The sequence below is a fragment of the Roseomonas rosulenta genome (assembly GCF_016106005.1).
GTDB classification, from domain to species: domain Bacteria; phylum Pseudomonadota; class Alphaproteobacteria; order Acetobacterales; family Acetobacteraceae; genus Neoroseomonas; species Neoroseomonas rosulenta.
Genome location: NZ_JACADR010000114.1, coordinates 1 through 13225, shown reverse-complemented (window position 1 = coordinate 13225; position 13225 = coordinate 1). Strand labels below are relative to the sequence as shown.

Genomic DNA, 13225 nt, shown 5'->3' with positions numbered 1-13225 from the left:
CAGCCGTGCGCCTCTTCCGGTCAAACGCCGGGCCCGCCTTGCGCCTGCGCAGGATGGCGGCATAGGTGCTGGCCGCGGCATCGCGCGTCGCGCGCAGGCGGAAGGCGGGCCCGGCATTCACGCCGCCGCTGCGCAGCGCGGCGTGGCGCCGCAGCGTCACGGGCAGCGCCTCGCCGGTCAGCGCGCTCTCGTCGAGCGTGGCGGCGTCGTCCTCCAGCGTGCCGTCGGCGGGCACCGTCTCGCCGGGGCGGACCAGCAGCAGGTCGTGGGGGCGGATGGCGGCGACGTCGATCTCGGTGATCGTCTCGCCCTCGATGCGCGCGGCGCGGCGCGGCGCGCGGGCGATCAGGTCGGTGAGCGCGCTGGTGGCACGGCCCTCGGCCCAGGCTTCCAGCGCCTCGCCGCCGGCGACCATCAGGCCGATCACGGCCGCCGCCGCGGCCTCGTCCAGCGCGACGGCGCCCAGGATGGCGGCGAGTGCCACCGCATCCACGCCGAGCCGGCCGCCGAGCAGCGATCGCAGCAGCCCGACCGCGACATGGAGCGCGACCGGCAGCGCCGCGGCGGACCAGATCCAGGCGGCGAGCGGCGCCGGCGCGGCGAGATGCGCGGCGATGCCGGCGACCAGGCCCGCCAGGACCCAGGCAAGGAGAAGGTATCGGCGCATGGGTGGTGGCGGGCCCGCCTCTGTTGCGGGTCCTATCCTGCCACGGTTTCGCGGCGCGCGGCCTTGTCGCGGATCAAGCCTGCCGGGGCGAGGCCGGCGAGGAAGCGCGCCACCGCAGCATCGATCGCCGGGCCGGGATCCTCCGGCGTCGGGAGGTGGTAGATGAAGCGGCGGATGCCGATGTAGACAATACCGCCATGGAGGTTCCACAGATCCTCCGGCGTCGGGCGCAGGCTGCGCTCGGCGGCGATCTCCTCGGCGATCGGGGCGAGCAGCCGGTCGCCCACATGGCCGAGGTAGCGGCGGTTCAGCGCATCGCCGGCAAGGCCCGCCCACATGAAGATGCGCATCCATTCATAGGTGAAGATCGCCGACGTGTACTGCCGGTAGAAGCGCGTGAGGCGTTTGCCGACCGGCACGGCGCGGTCGCGCAGCTGCGCGAGCCAGGCGGGGTCGAGCCGGCCGAGATAGACGTGTTCGAAGACCGCCTCGGCGAGTTCGGCCTTGCTCGCGAAGTAGCGGTAGAGCAGCGCCTGGGTGACGCCGGCGCGGCGCGCCAGGTCGCGGGTGGAGCCGGCGAAGCCGACCTCGGCGAAATAGGCGACGGCGGCGTGCAGGATCTGCGCACGGCGCTGCTCCGGCCCGAGGCGCCGGGCTGCGCGCGGTCTTCTGGCCGATGGCGCCCCTGCCTTCACCCTCGCGCTCCTCTGTTTCCCCGTGCTTGACACGATCCTGGCATTCGGTGATCAAACGATCAACAAGACGCGTTCGAGGGACGATCCGAATGAAGTGGCCGGCGATCGGCTATCTGCGGGCATCCAGCCTGGACGACATCTGGCGCGCCCGCGCCGAGCACGGCGATGCGGCGCAGCTGCTCGCCGGCGGTCAGACGCTGCTCGCGACGCTCGCTTTCCGGCTTTCCGAACCGAAGGTGCTGGTGGACATCACGCGGGTGGCGGCGCTGCGTGGGGTGCGCGTCGAGGGTGGCGTGCTTCGGATCGGCTCGCTGACGCGGCATGCGGAGCTCGGGCGCGACCCGCTGGTGGCGCAGCACGCGCCGCTGCTGGCGCGGGCGGTACCGCTGATCGCGCACCCGGCCATCCGCAACCGCGGCACGATCGGCGGCAGCCTGGCCTATGCCGATCCCGCCGCTGAATTGCCGGCCTGCGTCGTGGCGCTGGGCGCACGGATCGTCGCTCTGTCGCCGCAGGGCGAGCGGCGCATCGCGGCGGAGGATTTCTTCACGGGACTGCTGAGCACGGCGCTGACGGCGGAGGAGGTGATCGCTGCGGTCGAGGTGCCGTTGGCGACGCCAGCCAGCCGCAGCGTGATCCTGGAAGTGGCGCGGCGGTCGGGGGATTACGCCATGGCGGGACTGGCGGCGTGCATCGGGATGGAGGGCGCGCGCGCCACTTCGGCGCGGCTGGTCTTCTTCGGCGTCGGATCGGGGCCGGTGCTGGCGGCGCGCGCGGGAGCGGCGCTGGCGGGCCGCACCCTGGATGCGGCCGCCATCGCCGCGGCGCAGGCGGCGCTCAATGAGGACCTCGACCCGCCGGGCGACATGCACGGGCCGCCCGAGATGAAGCGGCACCTGGCGCGCGTGCTGCTGCAGCGCGCGATCGCCACAACCCATCCGGCCACGGAGGCCGCGGCATGAGCGCCCGCATCGACATCACCCTGACCGTCAATGGCGAGCGCGTTTCGCGCAGCGTCGAGGCGCGGCGCCACCTGATCGACTTCCTGCGCATCGACCTCGGCCTCACGGGGTCCCATGCCGGGTGCGAGCACGGCGTCTGCGGCGCCTGCACGGTGCGCGTCGATGGCGAGATCGTACGCGGCTGCCTGGTGCTGGCGGCGAGCCTGGACGGCGCCGAGGTCACGACCATCGAAGGCCTGACCGACACCGGGGAAGTGGCGGACCTGCAGGAGGCCTTCGTCGCGCGCAACGCCGCGCAATGCGGCTTTTGCTCGCCGGGCATGGTGATCGCGGCGGCCGACATCCTGCGACACCATCCGGAGGCGTCGCGCGCGGAGATCCGTGAGCACCTGTCGGGCAACTACTGCCGCTGCACCGGCTACCAGGCGATCGTGGATGCGGTGGAGAGCACGCTCGCCACCCGGCGGGAGGGCGCGCGATGAACGAGATCCCGACCCCCGCGAGCATCGGACTGTCGCGCGAGGACCTGCCCAATTCCTATATCGGCCGCTCCGTGCCGCGGCCCAACGTGCCGAAGCTGGTGCAGGGGCGCGCGACCTACACGGACGACGTGGTGCTGCCGCGTATGGTGCACGCGGCCTTCCTGCGCAGCCCGCATGCGCATGCGCGGTTCGTGAGTATCGATACCTCTGCGGCGATGCAGGTACCGGGCGTGGTGCGGGTCTTCACCGGCGCCGACATCGCCAAGGTCTGCGACCCCTGGGTGGCGGTGCTGGCGCATCTGAAGGGCATGAAGTCGGCGCCGCAGCATCCGCTGCCGCTCGACCGCGCGACCTGGCAGGGCGAGCCCGTCGTGGCGGTGGTGGCCGACAGCCGCGCGGCCGCCGAGGACGGCGTGGCCGCGCTGCGCGTGGAGTGGGACCCGCTGCCCGCGCAGGTGGACATGGAGACCGCGCTGGCGCCGGGCGCGGTGGTGATCCATCCTGAGCTTGGCGACAACCTGGTGTTCCAGCGCACGGCCGTGCAGGGCGACGTGGATGCCGCCTTCGCATCCGCCCCCAAGGTGGTCGAAGCAACCTTCGTGACGGGCCGGCACACCGGCGTGACGCTGGAGCCGCGCTCGATCATCGCCGACTACAACCGTGCGGACGGCACGCTGACGGTCCATCATTCGACCCAGGCGCCGCACATGATGCAGAACGTCTTCGCCAAGCAGCTGCGCATGGAGGAAAGCCAGGTCCGCGTCATCTGCAAGGATGTCGGCGGGTCCTTCGGCATCAAGGTGCATGTCTACCCGGACGAGGTGGCGGTCGCCGCCATGTCGCGCGTGCTCGGCCGCCCGGTGAAGTTCGTCGCCGACCGCTTCGAGAGCTTCGCCTCCGACATCCATGCGCGTGACCACCGAATCAAGGGGCGCATCGCGGTGGATGCCGAGGGGAAGATCCTCGCCTTAGACATCGACGACCTGACGGGGATCGGGCCGTATTCGGTGTATCCGCGCACCTCGGCCATCGAGGGCAACCAGGTGGTGAACCTCTGCGGCGGGCCCTACGACTTCGCGAACTACCGCTGCACCACAACGGTGGTGCTGCAGAACAAGGTGCCGACCTGCCAGTACCGCGCGGTGGGGCACCCGATCGCGACCGCCGTGACGGAAGGGCTGGTCGACCTCGCGGCGCAGGCCATCGGGATGGACCCGATCGAGCTGCGCCGCCGCAACCTTGTGCGCGACGACGCCTATCCCTTCACCTCGCCGGCGGGGATGAAGTTCGAGGGGCTGTCGCACCATGCCTCGCTCGCGAAGCTGCTGGAGATGGTGCCGGTCGATCGCATCCGGGCCGACCAGGCGGAGGCGCGCGCGCGTGGCGTCTATCGTGGGCTGGGCATCGCCGCCTTCATCGAGCTGACCAATCCCTCGCCCTTCATGTACGGCATCGGCGGGGCGCGCATCTCGGCGCAGGATGGCGCGACGGTGCGCATGGATCCGGACGGGTCGGTTGTGGTGGCGTCCGGCGTGACGGAGCAGGGGCAGGGGACCGAGGCGATCCTGGCCCAGATCGTGGCGCATGGCGTCGGCGTGCCGGTGAGCCGCGTGCGCGTCATCACCGGCGACACGCAGGCGACACCCTATGGCGGCGGCACCTGGGCCTGTCGCGGTGCTGGCATCGGCGGCGAGGCCGCGCTGCAATCGGCCATCGCGTTGAAGGAACAGCTGCTGACCGTCGCCGGCACCATGCTGCAGGCGAACCCGGCGAGCCTCGACATCGTCCTCGGCGAGGTGGTGGACAAGGCGACCGGCGCGCAGCGCATCAGCCTCGCCGAGATCGGCCGCATCGTCTATTTCCGCGGCGACACCCTGCCCAAGGAGCTGCCGCGCGAATTCGTCCAGACGCGGCACTTCATCACCAAGGACTACCCCTTCGCCTTCACCAACGGCATCCAGGCCTGCTGGGTCGAGGTGGACCCTGCCACGGGGATGGTGAAGGTGCTCGAGCACTGGTGCGTCGAGGATTGCGGGCGTGTCATCAATCCGCTGCTGGTCGACGAGCAGGTGCGCGGCGGCATCGTGCAGGGCCTGGGCGGCGCGCTGTATGAGCACTGCATCTACGATGGCGAAGGCAACCTGCTGACCACCACCATGGCTGACTACCTGGTGCCGATGGCCGCCGAGATGCCCGAGATCCATGTCGGCCATGTCGAGACGCCGACCAAGGAAAGCCTGCTCGGCGCCAAGGGCGCGGGGGAGGCGGGCACGGCGGGCGCGCCCGGCGCGCTGATGAACGCGATCAACGACGCGCTGCGGCCGCTCAATGCCGTGGTGACGGAACAGCCCTTCACGCCGGCGCGCATCCTGCGCGCGCTGGGCGCGATCTGAAGCACCTGGGAGAGGAACCGAACCGATGAACGCACCCCGCCGCAGCCTGCTGGTCGGCGCCTCCGCGCTGCCGCTCTTCGCCATCCGCGCCGCTCAGGCGCAGTCCGCGGTGAACATCACCATCGCGTCGAGCCACCCGGTCGCGAACTACTGGGTGTCGAACATGAAGAACGTGTTCCAGCCCGAGGTGGAGAAGCACCTGCGCGACAACGGCAACACGCACCGCATCAACTGGCGCGAGGCCTATGGCGGCACGCTGTATCGCTTCCAGGACACGATGGAGGCGGTGCGCGACAACATCACCGACATCGGCTACGTCGGCACGCTGTGGGAAGGCAGCACCATGCCGCTGCAGAACGTGACCTACTTCACGCCCTTCGCCACCGGTGACCACGGCGTGGTGGCCAATGCCTTCGAGAGGCTCAATGAGACCCAGCCGGCGATCCGCCAGAACTGGGAGAGCCTCAACATGATCCCGCTCTCCTCCTACATCACCGACACCTACCACATCTGGTCGAAGTTCCCGATCCGCACGCTGGACGACCTGCGCAACCGCAAGATCTCCGCCCCCGGCACCAGCGCCAACTGGCTGCAGGGCACGGGTGCGACGCCGGTCGATGGTGCGCTCACCACCTACTACACGGACATCCAGACCGGCGTGTCGGAAGGTGCGCTGTCCTTCTTCGTGGGCATCCTGCCGACGCGCGTCTACGAGGTGGCGCAGTACGTCACCAAGTGCGACGTGGGCGCGATGTATGTCGGCGGCATCGCGGTGAACCGCCAGCGCTTCGGCCGCTACCCCGAGCCGGTGCGCAACGCGCTGGTCGCGGCCGGCAAGATCTCGACGCAGAAGCACATCGAGGACGTCTCGGCGCGCGTCGCGGCCTCCGAGGCCGAGATGGTGCAGAAGGGCGCGATCATCACCACGCTTCCGGCGGCCGAGCGGGAGCGCTGGATCCGTGGCCTGCCCAACATCGCGCGCACCTGGGCGGACAGCTCGGGCCCGGCCTCGCGCGACGTGCTGAACGCCTATTTCGCCGCCATCCGCGACGCGGGCCAGACGCCCGGGCGCAACTGGGACCGCGAAGTCACCGCCTGAACCGCTGGACAGGGCGCTGCCATGACCGATGACGTGAACATGGCGGCGCTCGAGGCCGGCGAGCCGCCGCAGTCCTTCGATCCGGTGCGGATGCTGCTCGATGCGCTGGCCGCCATCGGCACCATCTGGACCTTCGGGCTGATGGTGCTGATCTGCGCCGACGTGGTCGGCCGGTCCTTCCTGAACGCACCGATCACCGGCGTCGCCGAGATCGCCGCACATTCGGTGGTCGGCATCGTCTTCCTGCAGATCGGCGCGACCATCTACCACCGCCGCATGACGCGCGCCGATTTCCTGATCGACCGCCTGGTCGCGCGGCTGCCCACACTGGGCCGCACGATCGAATGCCTGTTCTTCGTAGCCGGCGCGGCGGTCATGGTGCTGGTGGCGCTGGCCGCCTGGCCGGGCGTGCAGGACGCCCTGGCGCGGGGCGAGTTCTTCGGCGTGCAGGGCCTGTTCACCGTGCCCACCTGGCCGTTCCGCGCGTTGATCGTGCTGGGCGGGGCGGCCGGCGCGCTGGCCTACCTGGCGCTGCTGCTGGTCGAGATCCGGCGCTTCGGCGCGAAGCCGCGGGGCTGAGGCGATGGAGGACGTCACCCTTGGCTTCACGCTGATCGGCGTGATGGTCGTCCTGATCATCCTCGGCCTGCCGATCGGTATCACGCTGATCGGCACCGGCGCGATCGGCGTGTGGCTGATCCGCGAGAATCCCGACCTCGCCTTCCGCTTCACCGCCATGGCGACCTATTCGGGCATCCAGGACTACCTGTTTGCGACCATCCCGCTCTTCGTTCTGATGGGGCTGCTCGTCAGCATATCGAATGTCGGGCGCGACACCTTCGAGGTGGCGGCCGCGCTGCTCCGGCGGGTGCGCGGCGGGTTGGGCGTGGCGACGGTGGGTGCCAATGCGGTCTTCGCCGCGGTGACGGGCGTGTCCATCGCCTCGGCCGCGGTCTTCACCAAGGTCGCGGTGCCCGAGATGGTGCGCCACGGCTACACGCTGCGCTTCGCCGCCGGCACGGTGGCGGGCAGCAGCATCCTCGGCATGCTGATCCCGCCCTCGCTGCTGATGATCGTCTATGGCGTGCTGGCCGAGGTCTCGATCGGCGCGATGTTCATCGCCGGCATCATTCCGGGCAGCGTCATCGCCCTCGGCTTCGTGGCGATGATCTGGTGCACCGCGACCTTCTTCCCGCATCGCATCATGGCCGCGGCCGGACCGGCGCCGGCGGTCACCGAACGGGTGATGTCGGGCGGCGAGATGGCGCGCAAGTCGGTGCCGATCCTGCTGCTGGTCGCCCTGATCCTGGGCGGGCTCTACACCGGCTTCTTCACGCCGACCGAGGCCGGCGCGGTGGGCGCGGCGGGCGCGCTGCTGATCGCGCTGGCGCGCCGGCAGCTCGACCTGCCGAAGTTCTGGCGCGTGCTGAAGGAGACCGGACTGGTTTCCGCCTCCATCCTGTTCCTGCTCATCGCCGCGGGTCTCTATTCGCGCATGCTCTCCATGGCCGGCGTGCCGCAGGCGATCGGCGACCTGGTCGAGCATCTGGGCCTCGGCCCTTACGGCTTCCTCGCGGTCTTCGTCGTGATCATCCTGCTGATGGGCATGATCCTCGACAGCACCTCGATCCTGCTGATCATGGTGCCGATCGGCGTGCCGATCGCGCAGGCCATGGGTTTCGACCTGATCCACTTCGGCATCGTTGTCATCATCGCCGTCGAGATGGGGCTGCTCACGCCGCCCTTCGGCATCTCGGTGTTCACGGTGAAGGCGACGCTCGGCGATCCGCGCGTCGGAATCGAGACGATCTTCGCCGGGGCGCTGCCCTTCGTGGTCGTGATGGGCGCGGCGCTGGTGCTCATCGCTCTGGTGCCCTGGCTGGCGACGGCGCTGGTCCGCTAGCCTCTTCGCAGCGCGGGGCGGGTCGGCCTATCGTGGCGGCTCCTGGCACCGCCGCGGAGCCCCATGCGCGCCGACCGACCGATGAAGCTGCTGCTGATCGTGCTGTCGGCGATGTTCCTGCAGCAGACCTTCGCGACCCTGGGGCGCTCGCTGCCGCCGATCATCGCGCCGGCCATCCTTGCGGATCTCGCGATCGACCCGGCCTGGCTCGGCATCTATGTCGCGGCGGCCGCGCTCTCGGCGCTGCTGTTCCAGCTCGGCTGCGGGTCCTTCATCCTGCGCTACGGCGCGATGCGCATGAGCCAGGTGGCGCTGGTGCTGCTCGGCCTCGGCATGGCGGTGGCGACGGTCGGGCCGGTGGTGCTGTTCCTGGTCTCGGCGGTGATCGGCGGGGGCGCGGCGGCGATGTCCACGCCGGCGAGCTCTCACCTGCTAGGGCGCTATTCGCCGCCGCGCCAGGCGCCGCTGGTCTTCTCGATCAAGCAGACGGCGGTGCCGGCGGGGCTGTTGGCGGCGGGCATCCTGGGGCCGTGGCTCACGGGGCTGACGGGCTGGCGCGGCACGCTGCTTATCGCGGCGCTGTCCTGCCTGGTGTTTGCGGCGATGCTCGAACCGCTGCGCGCGGAGTTCGACGCCGACCGTGTGCCGACGCAATCCTTCCGGTTGTCGGATTTCCACACCACCATCCTCAACGTCATGGCGCGCGGCGACCTGCGGCGACTCTCCTTCGCCTGCTTCGCCTTCAATGGCCTGCAGACGGTGTTCACCTCCTATTTCGTGGTGGCGCTGGTCGAGCTGGGGCATGGGCTGGTGGCGGCGGGCTTCGTCTTCTCGGTGGCGATGGTCATCGCGGTGCCGGGGCGCATCTTCTGGGGCTGGCTCGGCAGCGGGCGCGTCGATCCGGTGGTGGTGATGTGCTGGCTCGCGCTCGGCATGGCCGGGGGCACGGCGATGATGGCGCTGCTCGGCCCATCCTGGCCGCTGCTGCTGATCGGCGTGGTCGCGACGATCCTGAGCGCGACCGTCATGTCCTGGCACGGCGTGCTGCTGGCGGAAGCCGCGCGGCTCGCGGCACCGGGCCAGGCCGGGGCGGCGACCGGCGGCGTGCTGTCCTTCGGTCAGCTCGGCGGGCTGATCCTGCCGCTGGTCTATTCGGGCGTGCTGATCGCGAGCGGCAGCTACGGCCTTGGCTTCGCGGCCTGCGGGGTGCCGGCGCTGGTGGTGGGAATCGTGCTGCTTCGCGCGGGACGGGAGGAGGACAACCGATGACGGGCTTCGAGATCGGCGGGATCACCGTGCAGCGCATCCTGGAGCAGGAGGGGCCGCTGTTCGACCCGCTCACCTTCTTCCCGACGCTGACGAAGGACGTGCTGGAGGAGAACCGCGCGTGGCTCGAGCCCGCCGCGCTCGACCCCGCCACCGGCAAGCTGGTGCTGGCGATCCAGTCCTGGGTGGTGCGCACGCGCCACCACACTATCCTGGTCGATACCTGCGTGGGCAACGACAAGGACCGCCCGGCGCATCCCTTCTGGAACCGGCTGCGCGGCGAAGCCTACATGCGCGGGCTGGCGGCGCTTGGGCTGTCGGTGGACGACATCGACGTTGTGATGTGCACCCACATGCATGTGGACCACGTGGGCTGGAACACGCGGCTCGAGAACGGGCGCTGGGTGCCGACCTTCCCGCGGGCGCGCTACGTTTTCTCGGCGGCCGAGTTCGCGCATTGGAGTGCTGAGAACGCCAAGGCGCCGGTGCCGCCCTTCATCGATTCGGTGCTGCCCGTCGTCGAGGCCGGTCGGGCCGACATGGTCGCCGACGACCACGCGATTGCCGAGGACATCCGCCTGGAACCCACCCCCGGTCACACGCCGCACCATGTCGCGCTGCGCGTGGGCCGCGGCGATCACGAGGCCCTGTTCACCGGCGACCTGATCCATTCGCCGCTGCAGGCGCGCTATCCGGAACTCTCGATGCGCGCCGATTTCGACCCGGCCCAGGCGGCGGCGACGCGCCGCCGCGTGCTGGAATGCGCCTGCGAGGCACGCACACTGCTCTGCTTCGCGCATTTCCCCTCGCCCTCGCGCGCGCGGCTCTCGCGCTCGGGCAGCGGCTTCCGAGCCGAAAGTGTGGGCTGACGCGGCCGCGGTCCTGTCCTAGCCTCCTGTCATCCCGCGGCAGGAGACGGGCATGGAGGAAGCGACCAACGGGCGCATCGCGTCCCGATCCGCCTTGTCGCGCCGCGACGGCCGAGGAGGAGATGCCATGCGACTGCCGCTTCGTCGCCGTGACCTGCCCCTGCTTGCCGCCGGGCTTCTGGCGCGGCCCGCGCTGGCGCAGCAGCCCTGGCCGCAGCGCCCGGTCTCGCTGGTCGTGCCCTATCCGCCGGGCGGCAGCACCGACAATGTCGCGCGGCCGCTGGTGCAGGAATGGTCGCGCATCATCGGCGAGACCATCGTCATCGAGAACCGCGGCGGCGCCGGCGGCACCATCGGCGCCGAGCACGTCTCCCGCGCGCGGCCGGACGGGCAGACGCTGCTGCTGTTCCCGACCGCGGTCTTCACCATCAGCCCGCTGATGATGCGCCCGCCCTACGACGCGGACCGCGACTTCACGCCGATCGCGCGCGTCGCGAGCTCGGATGCCTTCGTCATCGTCAACCCGTCCGTGCCGGTGCGCACCATCCAGGAGCTGGTCGCCTATGGCCGGGCGCGGCCAGGGCAGCTGCGCTTCGGTTCGGCTGGCAACGGCACCATCACCCAGCTGCAATGCGAGATCTTCGGCAAGGCCGCCGGCGTGCGGCTCGAGCACGTGCCCTATCGCGGGTCGGGGCTGTCGGTGAACGATCTGCTCGCGGGACATATCCAAATGATCTGCGACCCCGCCGCGCTGCCGCAGGTGCGCGACGGGCGGCTGCGCGCGCTCGCGAGCTTCGGCGACACGCGCCACCCGGAATTCCCCGACGTGCCGACACTGATGGAGGTCGGCCTGGCGGAGCGCGGCGCGATGTCCTGGTTCGGCATCGCCGCGCCCGCGGGGCTGCCGCCGGCGCTGCGCGCGCGCATCGCCGCGACGCTGGAGGAGGCCCTGAAATCCGACCAGGTCGCCCGCGGCATGGCGATCGGCGGGTTGCGCCCTGCCTTCGAGACCGGCGAACCCTTCGCCAACCGCATCACGCGCGACCGCGCGATCTTCGCGGATGTGATCCGCCGCACCGGAGCAGGAGTGAACTGACGTGGACCTGGTGACTGTCACGGACGAAGGCCCCGTCCGCATCGTGGCGCTGAACAACCCGGCGAAGGGCAATGCGATCAGCAAGCCCATGGCCGAGCAGGTGCAACGCGCGATGCAGGAGTTCGAGCGGCGCGAGGACCTGCGCGTCGCGATCGTCACCGCCGCCGGCACGCGCGCCTTCACCTTCGGCGCCGATGTCGCGGACCCGCCGGAGCTGTGGCGCGCCATCCCCACGGTCGGCTACCGCCCGCTCAAGCCTGTGATCTGCGCGGTCGAGGGCTGGTGCGTCGGCGGCGGCATCGTGCTGGCCATGATGTGCGACCTGATGGTCTGCGGCGCCGGGGCGAAGTTCTATTACCCGGAGGCGAAGCTTGGCCTTACGGGCGGCATGATCGCGGGGCTCGTCTCTCGTATACCGCACAAGGTGGCGATGGAGATCATGCTGCTCTGCCGCACCGTCGATGCCGCGCGCGCCGAGCGCATCGGCCTGGTGAACGAGGTGGTGCCCGAGGGCCAGGCGCTCGACACCGCGCGGCAATGGGCGACGGAGCTCTGCGGCATGGCGCCGATGGTGCTGGGCGAGATCAAGCGCATGGTGACGGAGGAGATCCTCCCGCGCGGTCCGTCGGAGCAGATGGCGATCCATGGCCAGCGCATGGCGGCGATCCGCGCCTCGGCCGACTTCGCCGAGGGCAAGGCGGCCTTCCGCGAGAAGCGCCCGCCGCGCTTCGAAGGGCGCTGAGCGATGCCGGGGCCGCTGCACGGGCTGCGCGTGGTCGAGCTCGCCGGCATCGGCCCCGGGCCCTTCTGCTGCATGATGCTGGCGGACCTCGGCGCCGAGGTGCTGCGGATCGACCGGCCTGACGGGCCGCCAGGCGGGCATCCGGCGGATGTGCTCGGGCGCGGGCGACGCAGCGTCGCGCTGGACCTGAAGCGGCCGGAGGCGATCGCGGCGGTGCTGGCGCTGGTGGAACGCGCCGAGGTGCTGGTGGAGGGCTTCCGCCCCGGTGTCACGGAACGGCTCGGCCTCGGCCCGGACGCGTGCCACGCGCGCAATCCGCGCCTGGTCTATGGCCGCATGACGGGCTGGGGGCAGGAGGGGCCGCTGGCGCCGGTCGCGGGACACGACATCACCTACATCGCGCTGACCGGTGCGCTGTGGTCGATGGGCCGTGCGGGACAGCGGCCGGTGCCGCCCCTGAATCTCGTGGGTGATTTCGGCGGCGGCGGGATGCTGCTCTCCTATGGCATCATGGCCGCACTGTTCGAGGCGCAGCGCAGCGGCCGCGGCCAGGTCGTGGATACGGCGATGACGGATGGCTCCGCCACGCTGATGGGCGCCTTCTTCGGGCAGCTCGCGCAGGGCCGCTGGCGCAATGCGCGGGAGAGCAACCTGCTCGACGGCGCCTGCCCCTACTACGACACCTATGAATGCGCGGATGGGAAGTATGTCGCGGTCGGTGCGCTCGAACCGCAGTTCTTCGCGCTGCTGGTGAAGGGTCTCGGCCTTGATGCCGCGCGCTTCGCGGATCGCACCGATCCGACGCGCTGGCCAGCGATCCGCGCGGAATTCGCCGCGATCTTCGTCAGCCGGCCGCGCGATCACTGGGCCAGGGTCTTCGAAGGCAGCGATGCCTGCGTGGCACCTGTCCTGGACCTCGAGGAAGCGCCGCGCCATCCGCACAATGTCGCGCGCGGGACCTTCCTCGCGCGCGGCGGGGGGGCGCAGCCGGCGCCGAGCCCGCGCTTCTCCCGCACGCCCGCGGCCGAACCCGCGCCGGCGCCGCGACGCG

13 protein-coding genes are annotated in these 13225 nt (G+C 70.8%); 11 read left to right on the top strand and 2 right to left on the bottom strand.

Annotated elements, in window-relative coordinates:
- Together HW578_RS14545 and HW578_RS14540 are read right to left on the bottom strand one after the other, a co-directional pair.
- The coding region (locus HW578_RS14545; RefSeq protein WP_456308284.1) for a P-type ATPase at positions 1-667 on the bottom strand (667 nt) is incomplete at its 3' end.
- Between the two features lie 32 nt (positions 668-699).
- On the bottom strand, positions 700-1362 hold the full coding sequence (locus HW578_RS14540; protein ID WP_198371270.1) for a TetR/AcrR family transcriptional regulator: 663 nt from the start codon (positions 1360-1362) through the stop codon (positions 700-702).
- A gap of 89 nt (positions 1363-1451) precedes the next feature.
- Here HW578_RS14540 and HW578_RS14535 point away from each other — a divergent pair, with 89 nt between their 5' ends.
- From HW578_RS14535 to HW578_RS14485, 11 genes are all read left to right on the top strand, one after another.
- Positions 1452-2324: an FAD binding domain-containing protein gene (locus HW578_RS14535; protein ID WP_198371269.1), complete on the top strand. Its 873-nt coding sequence runs from the start codon at positions 1452-1454 to the stop codon at positions 2322-2324.
- Positions 2321-2806, top strand: a complete 486-nt coding sequence (locus HW578_RS14530) for a (2Fe-2S)-binding protein (protein ID WP_198371268.1) — start codon at positions 2321-2323, stop codon at positions 2804-2806. Before HW578_RS14535 ends, HW578_RS14530 begins: the two co-directional genes overlap by 4 nt.
- Positions 2803-5199, top strand: coding sequence for a xanthine dehydrogenase family protein molybdopterin-binding subunit (locus HW578_RS14525; protein WP_198371267.1), 2397 nt, complete (start codon positions 2803-2805; stop codon positions 5197-5199). The genes HW578_RS14530 and HW578_RS14525 overlap by 4 nt, the downstream gene beginning before the upstream one ends.
- A 25-nt stretch (positions 5200-5224) precedes the next feature.
- Positions 5225-6298 carry a C4-dicarboxylate TRAP transporter substrate-binding protein gene (locus HW578_RS14520; protein WP_198371266.1) on the top strand — a complete coding sequence of 358 codons (1074 nt, stop codon included), beginning with the start codon at positions 5225-5227 and terminating at the stop codon, positions 6296-6298.
- A gap of 21 nt (positions 6299-6319) precedes the next feature.
- Complete coding sequence (locus HW578_RS14515) at positions 6320-6877, top strand: TRAP transporter small permease subunit (protein WP_198371265.1); 558 nt, start codon at positions 6320-6322, stop codon at positions 6875-6877.
- A 4-nt stretch (positions 6878-6881) separates the two neighbouring features.
- Positions 6882-8201: a TRAP transporter large permease gene (locus HW578_RS14510; RefSeq protein ID WP_198371264.1), complete on the top strand. Its 1320-nt coding sequence runs from the start codon at positions 6882-6884 to the stop codon at positions 8199-8201.
- A gap of 63 nt (positions 8202-8264) precedes the next feature.
- Positions 8265-9470 (top strand): MFS transporter, encoded by a 1206-nt coding sequence (locus HW578_RS14505; RefSeq protein WP_198371263.1) that lies wholly within the window; start codon positions 8265-8267, stop codon positions 9468-9470.
- Positions 9467-10336: an MBL fold metallo-hydrolase gene (locus tag HW578_RS14500; protein ID WP_198371262.1), complete on the top strand. Its 870-nt coding sequence runs from the start codon at positions 9467-9469 to the stop codon at positions 10334-10336. The genes HW578_RS14505 and HW578_RS14500 overlap by 4 nt, the downstream gene beginning before the upstream one ends.
- 127 nt (positions 10337-10463) lie before the next feature.
- On the top strand, positions 10464-11432 hold the full coding sequence (locus HW578_RS14495; RefSeq protein ID WP_198371261.1) for a Bug family tripartite tricarboxylate transporter substrate binding protein: 969 nt from the start codon (positions 10464-10466) through the stop codon (positions 11430-11432).
- Position 11433: 1 nt separating this feature from the next.
- The gene (locus HW578_RS14490; RefSeq protein ID WP_198371260.1) at positions 11434-12174 is read left to right on the top strand and encodes an enoyl-CoA hydratase/isomerase family protein; all 741 of its coding nucleotides are present in this window, start codon (positions 11434-11436) and stop codon (positions 12172-12174) included.
- A 3-nt stretch (positions 12175-12177) separates the two neighbouring features.
- The coding region (locus HW578_RS14485) for a CaiB/BaiF CoA transferase family protein (RefSeq protein ID WP_198371259.1) at positions 12178-13225 on the top strand (1048 nt) is incomplete at its 3' end.